This window comes from Halorubellus litoreus (assembly GCF_037081675.1).
GTDB classification, from domain to species: domain Archaea; phylum Halobacteriota; class Halobacteria; order Halobacteriales; family Natrialbaceae; genus Halorubellus; species Halorubellus litoreus.
The window spans coordinates 211,019-226,820 of sequence record NZ_JAZAQL010000004.1 but is presented as its reverse complement, the minus strand read 5'-3'; the positions used below and the strand labels follow the sequence as shown (position 1 = coordinate 226,820).

The window sequence follows — 15,802 nt, the reverse complement described above, 5'->3', positions numbered from 1 at the left end:
ATTGCAACGCTTATATGGGAACCACAGAAACCGCCTCTCCAACCCATCAGGCGGACTCTCCGAACCACCAACCACTTCCTCTAGTCACCACCGGCGGACGCAACGCGATCGACGACGACCTCACAGAGTACTTCAATAGCTTCAGAACAATCGACGAACTTCAGGAACGTCGCGTCGATCTCTTGGTAGATCTTCTTGAGAAACGCGCTTACGAGGAACTGGACGATAAATTCGGACTTCAAACTAACCGCGATCAAGTCCGAGACAATCGCCACCACCAGACAGAGGACGAGATTGAGGTATTGTCGAGCAGGAGTCGGAGAGTGGGTTTCGTCTGTTTTGGGCATAGGTGGTTGGAGGAAGTTCCCTAGAGGTGGAGAGTGTACTTCGTCTGTTTTGAAGCGTGCTCGAGGGAATTCTCTCTGGTCACGAGGAGTTGGATGGATCAACAGCTGTCACGGTTGAGACGCTCAATTCGTCCATCAGTGAGGTGCTGGCTGCGAGTGACGGACTCTATTTCGATTACGTCGTCGGGGACGTCAGTGACTATCGAGAGGCGAACGGCAACGCTCACTTCGATCTGACGCACGACGGCAACAGCATTCACAGTGTGTTGCTCGGGTATCGCCGGGATTGGGTGGATGCCGAACTCGAAGATGACCTCCAGGTGGCCGTCAGTGGTGACTTGACCTACTATGAGGCGCGTGGGAGTTGCTCGGTGATGGTCGACGACGCCATCGAACTCGGCGAGAGCGAGTACAACGAGATATACGCGGAGAATCGGGCGACGTTGGCCGACGACGGCCCCCTCGACGATGACCACAAACAGCCGCTCCCTGAGCATCCGGAGACAGTCGGGCTCGTGACGAGTCTGGATAGTGATGCGCGGGAGGACGCGGTGACGAGCATTCACGCGCGCCATCCCGACGTGGATATCATCGTCCAGCACGCGACGGTGCAGGGAGACGCAGCAATGACGGAGATGATGGAGGCCATCAGCGTCCTCGATCGCGATTCCGCCGTCGACGTGCTCGTCCTCACACGAGGCGGCGGTGCCGACACGACGCTCCGCGTGTTCAACGAGACCCCGCTCTGTCGTGTAATCTTCAACACCGAGACGCCGGTTGTCGTCGGCATCGGTCACGAGCGCGACCGCACGCTCGCTGAGGAGGTCGCCGACAGGCGGGTGATGACACCGACACATGCTGGCGAGGTCGTCCCAGAGAAACAGACGCTCGAACAGGAACTCAGAGACGCGACCGCTAGGCTCGAAGACACATTCAGTCGGCACGCAACGGCAGAGCTCGATCGGGCACAGGAAGACCTCGAGCGCGTCTACACGAGCCACACTGAGCGTGTCCTTACGCGGACCGAGACAGGCCTGGAAGCAGCGTTCGAAACGCAGGCCAGTCAGGAGCTGACCGAACTTGGGAATCGACTCGAGTACGCCTACGACGCGCTCGAACAAGCCGAAGCACACGAACAAGCGAAAGAAGCGGCTGTCGAGGAAGCCGTGCAAGCAACACAGGAGGAGGCTGAAGCAGCCGTGCAGGCAAAGTATGAACGGCGACAGCGACTACAGCGCGCCGCTATCGCCTTGCTTGTCGCCGTGTTACTCTTGCTCCTCGCGTACATCATCCTGGCATAACCAAGACATCCATTATGACCGACGCTGAATCTGATATCGACCCTGAGGCATCGATCTCCGAGAAGATGGACCGCGTCCACGAGATCATCGACACGATTGAAGCTGGTGAGCTCTCACTTGAGCGCGCAAAGCAACTCCGTGACGAGGGGCGGGCGATTATCGACTCGGTAGGGGAAGATCTCGATCTCGGGTCTGGGGACGTTCTCGAACAGGAGTAGCGGGGTTATCCTGCTCGCTCAGTCAGTAGAGAGGGTTCGATCGAGCTTGAGGAGGTCGCCATCGGGCCCGAGGAATTCATATGGTGGTGTGCCAACTGCAGGCGCATCGTAGATGGTCTTCTGGTCGATCCCGAGCCAGACGGCAATAGTCGGCAAGACAAGCGTACTATGGGTATGCACGATTTTCCCGAAAACGGGTGCCTGTTCCCAGTCGGAGACGTCGCCCTGGTCTTTGAGCCATATCGCAAACAACAAGGATAAGATGTCTTTGCTGGCGCCACCCGAACAGCGTGCGCCGTGGTGGGCGTTGAGGGCGTCGAGCGACCACTCGTAGCGAATCGACGGGTCAGCGTGTGTGGACATTGTGCGGACCACTGACTGCAGTATCCCCGTATTTAGAGATAGCGGTTTAACAAGTTGATTCCACACAAGGAGAGAAGAATTATTGTTCTGGGCAGAGACGTTGGCGATTGCTGCGCTCGACAGTAATCACTCAGCGACGGTGAGACGCTCACTAGTGTTCGTGGCGTCGGTGTAGGCGATGAGGTGGTCGGTCTGTTTGTAATCGTTCCCGCAGTGGGTGGCGGCGACGGCGCAGACGATGTCGAGCGTCGGGCCGGGGACGTCGTGTTCCTGGAAGGTTTCGAGGCGGTCGAGTCGGCTGCTGTGGGTGTCGTCAACGGCGTCGTCGAGTTTGTGAAGGCTGTTGTAGAGGTCGGTCCAGGCGCTGAGTGAGGCCTGGATTTGGACGGTCCAGTCTTCGGCGTGGTGGTCGCCGAGGTGGTGGTCGTCGCTGGCTTCCTCGAAGAGCGTGTCGACGACATCGTCGTGGCGGTCGTCGCGACGGTTCGTCTCGCTGGATTCGAAGTATCGCGTCTGACGGCTTCGAGAGACGTCGACGAATGCGAGGAGGTCGTCGTAGTCGTCGATGGTGCGTTTGACGTGGAGGGTGGTCTCGGTCTGTTCGCACCACGTAGCGTCGTCGTCGACGGCGAGTCGAGTGGCTGGCCCGCTGGCCGTGAGGGTGAACGCGCTCCAATCGAGAGGTGCGTCGTGTTCGGTGCCCGTGCTTGCTGCATCTGGAGTCTGGGTTGTCGTGGACATGATCAACAGGTTCGCGCACCTCGCTCGGCGAGGAACAAACCGCAGCGTAGTGATTACGCGTCGTCCTCGAGGCCGTCCAGCCGCGCAAGATGCGAGCGGATGGTCTTCGCGCACGTACCGACGACGTCACCGACCGCATCCTGGCTGATTGGGTACGAATGGTCGCGGCCGGCCTGGTAGAGACAGCTTCCGGCGAACGCACTGGGGTCACACCCCATCGCAACGTTCGTCTCCGTCGCGACGGTGGCGAGCTCGCGCGCGGTCTGTCGGACATGATCCGGGACGTCGAGCGCGCTGGCGTGCTGTGGGACGAACTCGACTGGCGAGCGGGGTGGGGCAGGGATGTCGAGTTCGGCGTTCAACGTGTTGTACGTCGATTGGAGGGTATCGGCGCCGACCTTCGCGGGCTCGGCGACCTCGTCGATGGTTCGAGGCGTCTGGTTACATCGACAGGCGGCGTACACGCAGGCTGCGGCGACGCGCTCGATTGACTGGCCGACCAGGAGCTCTTCGGACTGGGCGGTTCGGAAGAGCCGGCAGGCCTGTTCGCGAAGGTTCGTCGAGAGGTCGAGACAGCTGAGAATGCGTCGAACCTCGGTGAACCCCTCGGCGAGGTTCCGGTCGGCTTTGGATTCGAACATCCCGCGCTTGTGCTCGCGACGCAACCGGTTGAGCTGGCTGCGTTTCTTCCCGGAGAGACTCCTGCCGTTCGCATCGTGGCCGTGGCCGATCTGGGTGGTGAGCCCGCGGTCGTGAAGGGTTTCCGTTCGCGCGGTCCCAGTGTGGCGTTTGCTCTCGGTGTCGTCGGTGGGCCGCCAGTCCGGACCACGGTCGATGTGGTGGTCGTCGACGACGAGCCCACAGCGCTGGCAGACGGACTCGTGGTCGGTGGTCGCGATGGTGCCGTCACACTCGGGACACGAGCGTGACTTGGTGTCGGTTCGACTGCTGGACTCGACAGTGTCGGAGACAATCTGAGACATGGATTTGAACGCGCTTGGCGAATCTCGCGCGTGCTGGCTGGGCGAGTGAGAAACACCGGTCGATGTGAGGCGGTGCGGTGAGGTCGTGGCTGCGCGCGCAGCGAAGCGAGCACGGAGCGGAGGGTGGGGAGGCGGGGAAGCCGCGGCGCTAGGGTGCCTGTTTCCTCGCGCGCGACCTCGACGCGCGTGGGTGGGCTTTCTCGTAGACAGCGAACAGGAGTTGCGAAACTATCTCGCGAAAATGTTCGCGCTCGCTGTGGTCAGTCCGCGCTTGCGGGCGTCCCCGCCGGGCCAACGTCCGCGTCAGCCTCGACTTCCAGACTCTCGAGTGCGCGCTCGACGCTCTCGTGGTACGCCCCGACGTCGAGGTCGTCGTAGACCTCCCGGGCGCGTTCGCCCTCTGACTCGTCGGGGTGGATGCTCCGGCCGATGCGTTCCATCGTTGCGGCGGCCGTCTCCACCACCCACGTCTCTCGCGTGTCTTCGTCGACGACCTGGATGGACTCTGGCCGGAGCGACACGTAGGCTTCGTCGCTGTCCTCGGGCTCGTAGACGCGGGGCTTGCCGGTGACCGCGACGTACGTCGGTGCTTCGAGCTGGCGGAGTGTCGCCATCGCTTCCTGTTGGTACTCGCCCGCGTACACGTTCACCGCGCCCGTCGGATCGACCACTCGAGCCTGCCAGTACTCCGAATCCGACCCGATATCCTCGACGTTCGTGAGCGTCCCGACCATGAACACCCGGTTGGCCTTCCCACCGCTTGGGAGCGTCACGAACGACGGTGCTCGTTCCTCGTCGGACTCCGTGAACTCGTCGGTGCAGTCAGTCAGCTCTTCGGCGAACAGTCGAACCGCTGGTTGTCGTTCCATAAGTAGTGAACCTCGATTGCGTCGGGGGCTCTCGTCTCACCCCTCCACCCCGACAGGGGGCATACAAAACGGGCCGCGTCTGACCGGTCAGGCTGCTGCGTCGGCTATCTCGTCGCCGAGTTGGTTGGCGAGCGAACTCGCTTCGGCCTGGAGCGCGTCCACGTCCGTGTCCTTGTGGAACTTGTCGGCGCCATCGACGAGATACCACGACCCCGTCTGCCGGCCCTCCACGCGATAGTACCGGCCTTCAAGGAGGTCACGCATCCGGTCCTCGACCACACTCGTGTCCAGGGCGTCCATCGCCTGCTGTTTCGCTTCACTCATCGAGATGCCCGTGACGGCCTCGGTCGCCGCTTGATCGAACAGCACCCGGTGAGCGTCCTCACCGTCGTCGAGGACGGCCTTGAGACGCATGTCGAACTCACCGGCGACGTCACCGTGGTCCGGACACGACCCCGACCCGACGACGCGCGAGCAGTCGTCCTCGGGACAGCGCTTGATGAGCCCACTCGGTGACTGGATCGCGACGAGCGCACCCTCCAACGTCGTCGACGCATCTTCGACCGCGACGCCCTCACTGAGGGGCTCGATACCGGTCTTCGAGTTGAGTTTCACCGAGTACTCGCCGTCGTACTCGTCGGTGACGACGTTCGTCAGCCGATACGACGCGCCCTCCTCCAATCGGGGGAGGTCGCTCGATGTGAACGCGGTGAACATCGTCGTCCCCGTCTCGTCGCCGATGAGCCCCTTCTGGGCGATGGCGTCGTGGTCGACGTCCCACAGTTGGAGGACCTGAACTTCCATGCCACCCCAGACGTCAGCCCCACTGAGGTCGCCCGCGTCGAGCGTGGTGTTGGACCCGCCGAAGAACGTCGTCGCGTCGAGATTGGTGTCCTCGAGGAGGCGATGCTGGACCGAGGACTTGGCTTCGTCGCGCTGGACCTGGTAGTCATCGATGAGGGTCGCGAGCAGCTCGGCGATCTCGCGCTCGCTGTGCATGAGGTCGGCGCCGGCGTCGTCGAACTGGTCGGAGATCTCTGCAGCCATCTCGGCATAGTTGCTTGCAGGCATTGGAATCAACTCACGCGGGGCACCACACATCTCACCCCGCACCCCACCCGGGGGAACAAAAATTGGCGTCTATCGGTAGATCGTCACTCGCAGATGCACTCGTGGCCCTGGCTAGACTGTCCGACGATGTAGGCGTGGAGTTCCTGCGCGAGTGCGTGCATCTTCTCACCACGGTCAGCAGCAGCAAGCCCATCCTGATAGTACGTCTTCGCTCGATGATCCCGCCAAAGCTCCGCAAGCTCGTTCGCTGTCGTCTCGGAGAAAATCCCAATCCGAGCGGCTTCCTCATAGACACCCGGGTGCGTGCCTGGGAGGTCGTCGGGGTCTGTGGTGCCTTGCTCGAGGAGTCGAAATTCGACGGTGCGTTCGATGGCGACGAACGACGCTTCGATGACGAGGGTATAGAATTCCGCATCACGGAGTGCGTCTGCGCCAGCAAGGAGCCGACATGCTTTCCGGAGTTGCAAGAGCGCAGGGCTGCTGACATCCAGCCCGGGTTCGATTTTCATTGGCCGACGGTCGAACGCGGCCCTGACGTCGTCGATGAGTTGGTCGATACGCGTGCTACTCATCGCTGAACACCGCTTTCCGAAGGTCAGTTAGCTCGTCGCCGCCATAGACGGTGATGCCTTCCTGGAAGATCTCCTGCAGTTTCGATCCTGCCCGTGTTGCACTCTCAGTAGTCTCGACGTAGGGCTCGAACTCGAAACGATCGCCATCGAACCTCTCGTCTTCGAGTTCAGACACGACGTCGGTGATTGTTCGTCTGGCGGTTGTTCGGTCGCCACGAACCACGACGAAGAGGTCAATGTCGCTGCGGCGGTCAGCCTCGCCGCGAGCGACGCTCCCGAAGACGAGGACTCCCTCGATGTCTTCGACCTCGTCGGTCGCTCCGACAGCATCGACCGTTCGGTCGACGAATTCCCGGATCGGCGCGCGGAACTCCGGTTGCTCGATGGCTAAGAGCGGGTCATTCTTCTGGAGGCGTTCTGGATGGATTGAGACGTAGTTTCGCTGTGGGGTCTCGCGGACTTGGACAGCACTGATGCTCTCGAGTAATTCGACGGCCCGCCACACGGTCGATCTGGTCACGCCAGTTGCGTCGACGAGTTCTGGAATCGTGAACTCGGTCTCATGGGCGTCAGCGAGCAGTCGAAGTATCTCGTCGGCTGCTTCTATCCGGAAGACCGTGCCATCGCTCGACGAGGGCACATCTACGCATATGTTTATACCTTGTTTCATCTCTTCGGATACTGTCTGATACTGTGCAACGGCATAAAAAGGTGGTGCCGGGGACGGTGAGCAGACACCGGAAAATCTCAAACAAGGAAGACGGCAGGTCACCTATAGAAGGCCTATGAGTCAACGCCCCAGACAGAGAAGAAACAGCAAACCAATATGCCTGATTTCGGTCCTCTAAAGCGGTAGATACAGACCATCTTTTTCCCGCTCGGGTTCGCGCTCCGCGCGAACCGCTCGCGGCAAAAACATGGGTGAAAAAGGCCGCCTCCGCCGTCTCCGACGGCTCCGGCGGTGAAACGCCTCGCTCCGCTCGGCGTACGCCTGACCGCGACCGGTGTTCAACTCGCAATCTTACTTACCAGGAGATTCAGCGCTAGGTCTGTGGATAGAACCAGTCCGTCGTGCTGTACTGAACCGCTCTACCCAGCGCCCAATGTTGTCAGGATCTGAAAGGTGGCCGTGGTGACGGAAGGGAAAGCCCGGCGACTTACCCGGTGGGTGAGTCGCCTGGAACCTGGAGGCGGGTGGGAGGTGGTGTCGTGCGGTCCTTGGGCTTTTTCGCGCGCGACCTCGACGTGTGTGGATGGGTTTTCTGCGGTCACTGTGGTGCGGTCGTCGGGGTTGTGGCTGCCGCCCCCGCCAGGGGGCGGGAGCGGTGGGCGGGGAGGTGGTCGACAGCGAAAAAAGAGTGCTGTGGGTCTATGCCTGGTTCTGGCGCTTGTGGTACTTGGCGCCGAAGACGGTGCCGTCGCTCCGCCGGGTCGCTGGTCCATCGCCGCGCTCAAGGACGCTGATGCGCGTCTTCGAGTCCACCGCCACCTGCGCCTGTCCCGAGTACCATCCTGCGAGGCCGCCCGTCACCCGCACCCGGTCGCCCTCGCGGAGGATGGTGTCTTCGAGCGAACTTCGCCACACCGTCAACTTCGCCTTCGAGGTTCCATCGTCGAGGATAGCGACCTGTTGTTGGCTCGTCGAGTGTGGATAGTACAGCGTCTCGACGCGGGCTTCGACCGTCACCCGCACGTCGTATCCCGGGTTCCCCATCCACGACTCGAACGACTCGATGGCACGTGGGACGCCACTCATCTCATCCAACTGCTCTTGGACCGCCAGGAGGGCTGCGAGCGCTCCCTTCCCGTCCGCTCGCTCCTCGGCGAGCATCCGACTCAGTGCTGCTCGCGATGGCGCACACGACCGCGCACTCGACAACCTGTCTGCGTCCCGGTTGCACTCCCCGATGGCGCCCGCGTCGAGCTCTGACCGTGGGTCCGCCCGAATCGACGACACCTCGTCCCTCTGCCCGCGCTCAATCATCCTCACTCGCTGCTCACGCGCCTCCGCCTCGCACTGCACGCGACTCGACCCCGCACGGTCCACGCCCGCATCGTGCGCTCTGAGTGCCCGCTCACGCTGTGCTCTGAGTTCCCGTTCCTCGGCGAGTCGCCGTTCCTCCTGGGCGAGCGTCGCCCCCCACGGATGGTCCAGACCAGCGCGCGTACTCCAGTCGTAATCGCGTTCGCCCTGGAACTCCTGGGCGTTCGAGGGTCTGAGTTCCTCACCGCGCTCGGTCTCCGCTGCCGCACTCGCGAGCACGCCCTGTGGGTCCTCGACCTGTTGCGCTACCGGCGTCTCCCGCAGATGCGGCGTCGCCTCGTGCACCGACCGCGTGAACTCGTCAGTCTCGCTCTCTGCCACCGAAACCGTCTTACCGAAATCACTCGTATCGTACATTGGAATTCCTCTTAGGATTCCGCTTGAGGCGTGTCATCACCACGCCTCGTTTCTACGACTGCTGAGCCACGCGTTTCCACGTCGCCCCTCACCCCACCGTGGGGCACACAAACTGGCAGCACGACCGACCACGTCCTCGCGCCGAGTACGCGCTTGGTCGACCGCCCACCACGTGGTTGCTGGCGGCCCCTGCGGGCTGTTCTCGCCCCGGGAACCACACCTGGAAGTTTCGAAAAGACAAACCCCTTGATGCTGGTCGTCTCGACCCCGCAGGCCGTCGGCGGAGCGCAACGCGCCCCCGTAGTGGGCGCGTCCGGTCCGCGGCGGACTGCGGGCGTCGAGATCGCTCGGAAAGCGAATCGCTCGCGGGCGGTGCGGACCGCGAGCTATCGACCGCTTCAAGGGGTTTTCTTTGGAACCCCCGGCGCGACAGCGCCTCGGGAAGCCACGAAGTGGCACCGCAACCCCGTGCGTCGCGGCCAGCACCCCACGGGTGTCGGCCGCGGCGGACGGGTGAGGTGTCTCCGACGGCGCGCCGGCCCGTCCGTCACGACGGTCGAGAATCTCGCCGCCAGGCGAGGAGTCGAGGGCGTCGTGAACGCAACGGCAGTCGCGACCACTGTCGCGACCCCGCGGGGCGGCGCGCCGAGAGAGAAGCCTGGAGGATATGGGTGGGCGTGGCGGACGCGCCGTGGGCGAGCACGCCGCCCGGCGGTCGGCGGCGTGCGAGGCGTAGCGCTCGCGGCGGCCGACGAGGCACGACCCCGCATGGGGTCGACATGGAATCCGTGCGCGCGCTCAGCGCGTGCGCGTCGACTCGCGAGACGGCCGCCGCGAGGAAACGCCGATGCGGAACCGATCCGACCGGCGGTCAACCCCACGAAAGCCAGCCCGGGCGGCCTGTCTTTGTTCACACCCGAACTGCAGCGGTCACACGCTCGGCCGAATTCGTGCAGGCCTGGTGGATGCAAGGGCGAAGCCGGCTCGCGCCCCTGGCGTGGTCGCCTCCGTCGACCCCTATCCGCGCGATTGGCTGGGAGCGCGGATATGTCGCGGAGCGGCCGCGAGCCGGCTGAGGGCTTGCTACGTGGGGTCCCTGAGACGGGAGTGTGTAGTTGGGTTGTTAGAATTGGTCGGTTGGTGGGTGGGTTGTGGCGAGCCAGTGGGCGCCGATGAGTTCGGATTCGGTTTGGCTGAGTTGGAATTTCTCGTTGTTCTCCGGGCGGGGGGTGTATGAGAAGTGGAGGGTTGGGTCTCGGTTGCGGCGGTGAGTAGTGAGGCGGTTTTTGAGGGTGACGGATTGGCCGATGTATTCGAGTGGCGGTGCGGTGTTGGGGTTCCAGATGCGGTAGAGGCCGGGGGCTGGTGGAACGGTGTCTGTGACGTCGCTGAGCGGGCGTGGGTTTGACCAGTCAAGCCCCATCCAGTCTGGGGCGAGGACGTCGGTGGCGTTGGTCCATGGGAGAGGGTCGACGCCGGTGGTGTAGTCTCGGTCGGCGTCGGGCGATTTGGTGCCGCGGTCGCCGGTGGATCTGGATCTGGATTTGGTGTAGCCGGGGGGCATGCGGCCGAAGTTCCCGATGAGGTTCGTGTTGGTGTCTCGGCGGTGGCGTGCGATGAGGGCTTCTTCGATGGCTTTCCGTTGGTGTTTGTCCGCAGCGTGCTCGGTTGTGGTGCCTGAGACTTCGAACCCACGGCCGTGGCGGTCTGCGATTGCCCAGAGACTGGGGGATGCAGTATGTGGGTCACTGTACGGCATCTGGTCGTCGAAGACACCTCGGATGAGGGCGCGGAGTCGGCCACGGAGGCTGCGCCCGGTTTCACCGATATAGATGAGGCCATCGTACGCTGGGTGTCGGACGCGATAGAGCCCTGGGTCTGTCGAGAAGATGCCTAATGCTTCGTCTTCGGGTTCGAGACTCACCCACGGCGACCACTCAAGATCAAGCCAGTCCTCGTCGTACACCCCTGCGTCAGTCACCATCTCTACTCGGGGTTAGACGGATAGCGAATTAAAAGCAATTGGGAGAGACAGAGCAAAGCTGGTTCCGGCAATCTCCAATCTGCCCGGGGCTGTCATCTACGACGATTCATTGAGATGTGTCGGATTCGAGTGTAGCTTCGGAATCGGACTGAAGTTGTTTGTTGGTGTCTTGATCTAAATTATTTCGGAGAATCTCAGCGGCGTGGAACCACGAGGATTCTCGTTTAGCGTCTTCGTGTGCTCGAAAGGTCTCCAAGGTATCTTGAATCACGTCAAGTGAGACCATGACAGAACCTGAATCCGCCGTCTCTTCGGTCCCGTTCTGTTCTTGGTTTGGAACTGCTGTGTCAGACGTGTGTGGGGATGGTGAACTCTCGTTTCCGCTTGGGAATTGTTGTTCAATCCATGCTCGCTCCATTCGGTCGTAGACGCTCTCAATTGGATAGCAATAGCCAGGCGGAACATACAGATCTCCGCGATACTTCCCAGGTAAGAGTTCATCAAGCAGTTCATCTGGTACTTTCAACCCATCCTGCGGCTGAGTCCATGATTCACGGTATTCACGGAGTGAGAGACTGGTATCTTCGGTCTCTGCTCGAAGTTCGTGAAGTCTGTCGATTATTGTCTCCTGCTGTTGAGTAAGTTCGGTTCGAATCGATTCATCATCAGTATACTTACTAAGAATCTTTAAGAACCGCGATAGTCCGACTAACAGCCACCGTTTCTCGTATGCCTCACGTCGCTCAGGAACCGTGGCGGGTCCTTGGCTTCCTGCATTACGCTCGGACTGTTCCGTGTCGGACTCAGTTGCCCGCCACGTCTCGTGACCCCAATCATTCGGGGGACGCCCCAAGGAATCAGTCGCGAAGGACATGTCTGAAAGTGCTGTGTCGGTGAATCCTTCAGCGAGAATCTGGCGAGACACTGCAAGGTCATCGCCATCAAAGGGTAGTAACACAGGCCGCGAGTAGCGTTCTGGATTCATCTCATGGACCTGTAAGTCCTTCCCCTCGCGATTACTGTCCAGATGAATCTCGAAAGCGGGGAAACGGAAGAACCGCTGTCCACACCACCGACAGACGGGATAGTAGCGATACCCGTCATCAGAATCTTCTGGATAAATAATATCTGCTCCAGCGTCTTTGAGTACCGTGGCCGTGCCAGGAGTGAAGTCATCTGGGAACTCCCCAGGTTCGGAATGAGTTCCACCTAAGAGTTTTACGTGATTCAGATAATCGACAGCGTTCAACTCCGCCGCACAATATTCACACTCGATCTCTGGACTGCCGAGATTCTTGCCTGAATACCGTGACGGGGGCTTGGTTGCGGAGCGATTGGGGTCGCTAGTATCTTCGTGGCCCGGGGTTGCGTCGTCGGTATCTGGACGCTGATCCGAAGACTTGGCTGTTGAAAGTTCTTTCAGAGAAATGTCGTGGTCCGCTGCATACTCTCGGATCTCAGCCTCCTCGTTGTCCTCTAGTTTCACATGGTTGAGGAGGTATTCCAGCATCTCTTCGCGGTCTTCTGCTTCCAGCACTCCGATCTCGCTGTCGAGGTCAGAGAGTTCTTTGAGAGATTCAATTGGTTCGACTCCTGAGTGGTGAGTGTAGATCAGCTGTAGTTTATTTAAAACACCAAAGAGCTCATTTGGGAGCGAATCACCGTCCTCGAAGTCCAAGGCTCGGAGAAGGTTTTCCGCAGGGACTGAGACCTGATAGGTGACGACTTTTCCATCAAACCCGTCCCGAATATAGAACCCAGATTTCGAACTATTCGGGACATACTCATGAACAACTGCCATCATATAATGAATTCGGGTATTAAATATTGACTCTATCGGCGACCACTGTGACCGCACTACGGTGGATTTCAGCTGATAGTTTGTTGTGTCTGGCTTCAACGACTTCGAAGCTCCTCGTTTGATTCCAACCGCCTCAAGGTACCCCAGCTGTTGCAATAGTCGACAGGATAGGGCGGGCTGAGGGTCTTATGCGTGGGTGTTGTAGGGGTGAGTATGCAAGATTCGGGCGGCTCGCTCCGTGTGCTCTTGGTGGCGTTGGTGGTGGTGTTGGCTGGGTGTTCGAGTGCGGTGCCGGTGACGGAGACGGAGTCGGATGCGACTGTGGAGGAGTCGACGGTGACGACGACGTCTGGAGTGGGGACGAATAGTAGTGGGGGTGGGGGTGTGAACGGATCGGTGGAGGTTCACTATATCAATGTTGGGCAGTCGTTGAGTGTGCTCGTCATTGGGCCGACGGGAGAGACGTTGGTGTATGATACGGGGCATTATCAGGACGATGGCGAGCACGTCCTCCAGTACTTGCGAGCGCACAACATCACCCGCATCGACCACCTCGTCGTCTCGCATAATGACGCGGATCATATCGGTGGGAATGCGGCGATCATCGAGTACTATGAGACGGAGGCCGACGGTATCGGAGCGGTCTATGATCCGGGGATTGCGGCGAGTACGCAGACGTATAGCGAGTACCTCGATGCAATCGAAGAGCATGGGGTGACGTTGTATGAGACACGGGAGGGTGATTCAGTTCAATTCGAGGGCGTCGATGTGGGTGTGTTCGGCCCACCGGAGCCGTATCTGGAGAGTGAAGCGCGTAACGAGAACAGTATCGTCCTGAAACTCTCCTATGGGACGACGAGTGTGCTCTTGACGGGCGATGCGGAGGACGACCAGGAAGCATACCTGGTCGAGGAGTACGGTGAGCGACTGAATGCGACGGTCCTGAAGGCGGGCCATCACGGGTCGTCGTCGTCGACGAGCCCCGGCCTGCTGGATGCAGTCCAGCCACAGACCGTGGTCATTTCGAGCGCGTATGACTCCCAGTACGGGCATCCAACTGAGGAGATGCTCCAGCGCTTGAGCACGCGAGATATCCCAGCGTACTGGACCGCGACACACGGCGATATCGTCTTGGTGAGTGACGGGGAGCGAGTGTCCGTTCGGACGCAATCTGACGCGCCCACGACCCCAGGTCGACTTCGGGATGGTGACGCTGTCGAACCGGGGTCGAGCGGTGCGGTTGTCGAACGCACGGTCCTCAACGGGCGTAGTCTCCAGCCTTCGTCGACGACGGCGGTCGCGACGGACGGCGGTACAACCACAGTGGCTGACGGTGAGCTCGTCCTCCGGGAGGTGCATGCGGACGCCGAAGGGTCGGATGGAGAGAATCTCAACGACGAGTACCTCGTCTTCGAGAACACCGGGAGTGAGACGCTCGACATCTCGGGGTGGACGATCGCGGATGCAGCAGGTCACACGTATACTGTCCCCGACGGGACGACGCTCGCGCCAGGGGAGACGCTTACCCTCTACACAGGAAGTGGCGCTGACACCACCGCCGCGCTCTATTGGGGGAGTGGCTCGCCAATCTGGAACAATGGTGGCGACACCGTAATCGTGCGGAATAGCCAAGGCGATATCGTGCTAGAGGAGGCATACGAATGATCGACCTCGATGACGGCACCTACACGGCGGTCGTGGATTCGATCGAGGATGGGCTCGCCACGATCTTCTACGAACAGGATGGCGAGGACGTCGCCAGCGACGTCCGGGAGGCGAGTGACCTCCCTGAGGATGGGCGGCACGCAGACGCCCTCTTCACAGTCATCGTTCGAGACGAGGCGGTCGTCGACTGGAGCTATGAGCCTGCAAAGACAGAGGACCGGCAAGAGGCCGCCCAGAATCGCTTTGATCGGTTATCGAGTCGACCACCAAGCGACGACGAAACGTAATGAAACTCCGGAGACCTGGCAGAGACGCGTCTGCTCGACGCGAGTCCAAGAGAGTGCTAGTCGAGGAGGGAGCGGAGTTGGGTGACGTATGGACTGTTCTCCCAGCTCCGGTGGGAACCGATTGTGGTGAGGAGTGTCTGGGCGTGGTCGTGCGTCATGTGATTGTTGCGGGCGTAGTCACAGATGAGTCGAGGGGTGGGGACGATTCGAGGTCCGGTGAGGACGGCGTGGATGAGCGCGAAGTTCGTGCCGCCGAACTCGTCGGTGAGAAAGCCATCGACAGCAAGACTGTTCGCGAGGACGATACCGTCAGTCTCGCCGGCGTCGAGCCCGTACGTCGGGCGTGTATCTGATGCGTCGGCTCGTTCGTAGGGGTCTTCGACCGTGTAGTAGTCACTGGCGGCGAGGACGTTCGCGGCGGCAGCAGCGTGGATATCCTGGTACTGTGTGAGCGTTTCGAGCTCCGAGACGACTTCGCGGGGCACCGTAACCGTACACGACGTCAATAGATACTGGAGGGGGTCAGGGTTCGACGTCGTATCGTAGTTCGGGGCAGCGCTTGGGACGGCGAGACTGACGAGTGCACTCGTATCCGCAACGACCGTCTGGAGACGCGACCGACTCATTCCGTCTCCCGCGAATCGTCGTCACCAGCAGTCGTCACGTCCTCGCTATAGATGTCGACGTCGTCAGGTGCCGCGAGGTCGAGTGGTTCACCCTCCAAGTCCGCTTTCAGAAGCCGGAGGCGTTGGGCGGTTTCGGCGCCAACGAGTTGTTTGACCGTCTCGAACTCGAGTTGGTCGTCGTAGTACTTCGTCGCCACGAGCTCCTGGAACGTCTCGCTCTCTGCGGTCTCCTCGAGGTATTCGCGAATCGCTTCCACGAGGAGGTCAGTTCGATCCTTGTCGAAGAGATCCGCGATTGCATCGAGGCGTTCCACGAGGTACTCCGGGGATTGGAAGTGTACCCGTCGTGGTTCGTCACTCGCACCCATCTCATGTGCAAGTATTGCACACAGCATCATAGGTGTTGCGTCCGCATGCACAAGCTTTGCACATCGATTCGGGGCGGCATACCCACAGGACATCTGACCCTCATTCGAGTTCGAATTCGACAGCAGCGTCCGCAGTGGGCTCCTCGAGTGTCCGCAATCCCTGTCACGTGTCGACGGCGAACGATTCGAGAACGATCTGCATATC

At 60.8% G+C, this 15,802-nt stretch carries 17 protein-coding genes; 4 read left to right on the top strand and 13 right to left on the bottom strand.

Annotated features, from left to right (window positions below; all coding sequences use genetic code 11):
* Positions 1 to 80: 80 nt before the first annotated feature.
* Positions 81 to 347: a hypothetical protein gene (locus VYJ16_RS18695; protein WP_336351841.1), complete on the bottom strand. Its 267-nt coding sequence runs from the start codon at positions 345 to 347 to the stop codon at positions 81 to 83.
* 56 nt (positions 348 to 403) lie between these two features.
* On the opposite strand from VYJ16_RS18695, the gene xseA reads away from it, so the two are divergent.
* Both xseA and VYJ16_RS18685 read left to right on the top strand, forming a co-directional pair.
* Positions 404 to 1,648, top strand: a complete 1,245-nt coding sequence (gene xseA / locus VYJ16_RS18690; RefSeq protein ID WP_336351840.1) for an exodeoxyribonuclease VII large subunit — start codon at positions 404 to 406, stop codon at positions 1,646 to 1,648.
* Between the two features lie 14 nt (positions 1,649 to 1,662).
* The gene (locus VYJ16_RS18685; protein WP_336351839.1) at positions 1,663 to 1,866 is read left to right on the top strand and encodes an exodeoxyribonuclease VII small subunit; all 204 of its coding nucleotides are present in this window, start codon (positions 1,663 to 1,665) and stop codon (positions 1,864 to 1,866) included.
* A gap of 18 nt (positions 1,867 to 1,884) precedes the next feature.
* Here VYJ16_RS18685 and VYJ16_RS18680 read toward each other — a convergent pair whose 3' ends face one another.
* The 10 genes from VYJ16_RS18680 to VYJ16_RS18635 all read right to left on the bottom strand — a co-directional run bounded on the left by VYJ16_RS18680 (position 1,885) and on the right by VYJ16_RS18635 (position 12,651).
* Positions 1,885 to 2,229 (bottom strand): hypothetical protein, encoded by a 345-nt coding sequence (locus tag VYJ16_RS18680; RefSeq protein WP_336351838.1) that lies wholly within the window; start codon positions 2,227 to 2,229, stop codon positions 1,885 to 1,887.
* Positions 2,230 to 2,355: 126 nt separating this feature from the next.
* Positions 2,356 to 2,970 carry a hypothetical protein gene (locus tag VYJ16_RS18675; protein WP_336351837.1) on the bottom strand — a complete coding sequence of 205 codons (615 nt, stop codon included), beginning with the start codon at positions 2,968 to 2,970 and terminating at the stop codon, positions 2,356 to 2,358.
* Between the two features lie 53 nt (positions 2,971 to 3,023).
* Positions 3,024 to 3,953: a transcription initiation factor IIB gene (locus VYJ16_RS18670; protein WP_336351836.1), complete on the bottom strand. Its 930-nt coding sequence runs from the start codon at positions 3,951 to 3,953 to the stop codon at positions 3,024 to 3,026.
* Between the two features lie 260 nt (positions 3,954 to 4,213).
* Complete coding sequence (locus VYJ16_RS18665; RefSeq protein ID WP_336351835.1) at positions 4,214 to 4,822, bottom strand: DNA-binding protein; 609 nt, start codon at positions 4,820 to 4,822, stop codon at positions 4,214 to 4,216.
* A gap of 87 nt (positions 4,823 to 4,909) precedes the next feature.
* Positions 4,910 to 5,893: a replication factor A gene (locus tag VYJ16_RS18660; protein ID WP_336351834.1), complete on the bottom strand. Its 984-nt coding sequence runs from the start codon at positions 5,891 to 5,893 to the stop codon at positions 4,910 to 4,912.
* A gap of 83 nt (positions 5,894 to 5,976) precedes the next feature.
* Entirely contained in the window at positions 5,977 to 6,465 is a 489-nt protein-coding gene (locus VYJ16_RS18655; RefSeq protein ID WP_336351833.1) for a DUF8154 family protein, read from the bottom strand.
* Entirely contained in the window at positions 6,458 to 7,135 is a 678-nt protein-coding gene (locus VYJ16_RS18650; RefSeq protein ID WP_379762772.1) for a nucleotidyltransferase domain-containing protein, read from the bottom strand. The genes VYJ16_RS18655 and VYJ16_RS18650 overlap by 8 nt, the downstream gene beginning before the upstream one ends.
* A gap of 699 nt (positions 7,136 to 7,834) precedes the next feature.
* A complete protein-coding gene (locus tag VYJ16_RS18645; protein ID WP_336351831.1) occupies positions 7,835 to 8,830 on the bottom strand; it encodes a single stranded DNA-binding domain-containing protein in 996 nt (331 codons plus the stop codon).
* Between the two features lie 1,159 nt (positions 8,831 to 9,989).
* Positions 9,990 to 10,850, bottom strand: coding sequence for a GIY-YIG nuclease family protein (locus VYJ16_RS18640; protein WP_336351830.1), 861 nt, complete (start codon positions 10,848 to 10,850; stop codon positions 9,990 to 9,992).
* 106 nt (positions 10,851 to 10,956) lie between these two features.
* The gene (locus tag VYJ16_RS18635) at positions 10,957 to 12,651 is read right to left on the bottom strand and encodes a hypothetical protein (protein ID WP_336351829.1); all 1,695 of its coding nucleotides are present in this window, start codon (positions 12,649 to 12,651) and stop codon (positions 10,957 to 10,959) included.
* A gap of 213 nt (positions 12,652 to 12,864) precedes the next feature.
* Between VYJ16_RS18635 and VYJ16_RS18630 the strand changes: the two genes are divergently transcribed.
* Both VYJ16_RS18630 and VYJ16_RS18625 read left to right on the top strand, forming a co-directional pair.
* Positions 12,865 to 14,316 (top strand): lamin tail domain-containing protein, encoded by a 1,452-nt coding sequence (locus VYJ16_RS18630; protein WP_336351828.1) that lies wholly within the window; start codon positions 12,865 to 12,867, stop codon positions 14,314 to 14,316.
* Positions 14,307 to 14,603, top strand: coding sequence for a DUF3006 family protein (locus tag VYJ16_RS18625; protein ID WP_379762811.1), 297 nt, complete (start codon positions 14,307 to 14,309; stop codon positions 14,601 to 14,603). Before VYJ16_RS18630 ends, VYJ16_RS18625 begins: the two co-directional genes overlap by 10 nt.
* 56 nt (positions 14,604 to 14,659) lie before the next feature.
* Here VYJ16_RS18625 and VYJ16_RS18620 read toward each other — a convergent pair whose 3' ends face one another.
* Entirely contained in the window at positions 14,660 to 15,229 is a 570-nt protein-coding gene (locus tag VYJ16_RS18620) for a hypothetical protein (protein ID WP_336351826.1), read from the bottom strand.
* Positions 15,226 to 15,597: a hypothetical protein gene (locus VYJ16_RS18615; RefSeq protein WP_336351825.1), complete on the bottom strand. Its 372-nt coding sequence runs from the start codon at positions 15,595 to 15,597 to the stop codon at positions 15,226 to 15,228. Before VYJ16_RS18615 ends, VYJ16_RS18620 begins: the two co-directional genes overlap by 4 nt.
* Between the last annotated feature and the right edge of the window lie 205 nt (positions 15,598 to 15,802).

Coding starts and splice junctions, on each gene's coding strand:
- VYJ16_RS18635 (WP_336351829.1), bottom strand. CDS start 12,651: ATGGCAGTTGTTCATGAGTATGTCCCGAATAGTTCGAAATCTGGGTTC.
- VYJ16_RS18670 (WP_336351836.1), bottom strand. CDS start 3,953: ATGTCTCAGATTGTCTCCGACACTGTCGAGTCCAGCAGTCGAACCGAC.
- VYJ16_RS18650 (WP_379762772.1), bottom strand. CDS start 7,135: ATGAAACAAGGTATAAACATATGCGTAGATGTGCCCTCGTCGAGCGAT.
- VYJ16_RS18680 (WP_336351838.1), bottom strand. CDS start 2,229: ATGTCCACACACGCTGACCCGTCGATTCGCTACGAGTGGTCGCTCGAC.
- VYJ16_RS18665 (WP_336351835.1), bottom strand. CDS start 4,822: ATGGAACGACAACCAGCGGTTCGACTGTTCGCCGAAGAGCTGACTGAC.
- VYJ16_RS18640 (WP_336351830.1), bottom strand. CDS start 10,850: ATGGTGACTGACGCAGGGGTGTACGACGAGGACTGGCTTGATCTTGAG.
- VYJ16_RS18630 (WP_336351828.1), top strand. CDS start 12,865: ATGCAAGATTCGGGCGGCTCGCTCCGTGTGCTCTTGGTGGCGTTGGTG.
- VYJ16_RS18620 (WP_336351826.1), bottom strand. CDS start 15,229: ATGAGTCGGTCGCGTCTCCAGACGGTCGTTGCGGATACGAGTGCACTC.
- VYJ16_RS18655 (WP_336351833.1), bottom strand. CDS start 6,465: ATGAGTAGCACGCGTATCGACCAACTCATCGACGACGTCAGGGCCGCG.
- VYJ16_RS18660 (WP_336351834.1), bottom strand. CDS start 5,893: ATGCCTGCAAGCAACTATGCCGAGATGGCTGCAGAGATCTCCGACCAG.
- VYJ16_RS18615 (WP_336351825.1), bottom strand. CDS start 15,597: ATGGGTGCGAGTGACGAACCACGACGGGTACACTTCCAATCCCCGGAG.
- VYJ16_RS18675 (WP_336351837.1), bottom strand. CDS start 2,970: ATGTCCACGACAACCCAGACTCCAGATGCAGCAAGCACGGGCACCGAA.
- VYJ16_RS18685 (WP_336351839.1), top strand. CDS start 1,663: ATGACCGACGCTGAATCTGATATCGACCCTGAGGCATCGATCTCCGAG.
- VYJ16_RS18695 (WP_336351841.1), bottom strand. CDS start 347: ATGCCCAAAACAGACGAAACCCACTCTCCGACTCCTGCTCGACAATAC.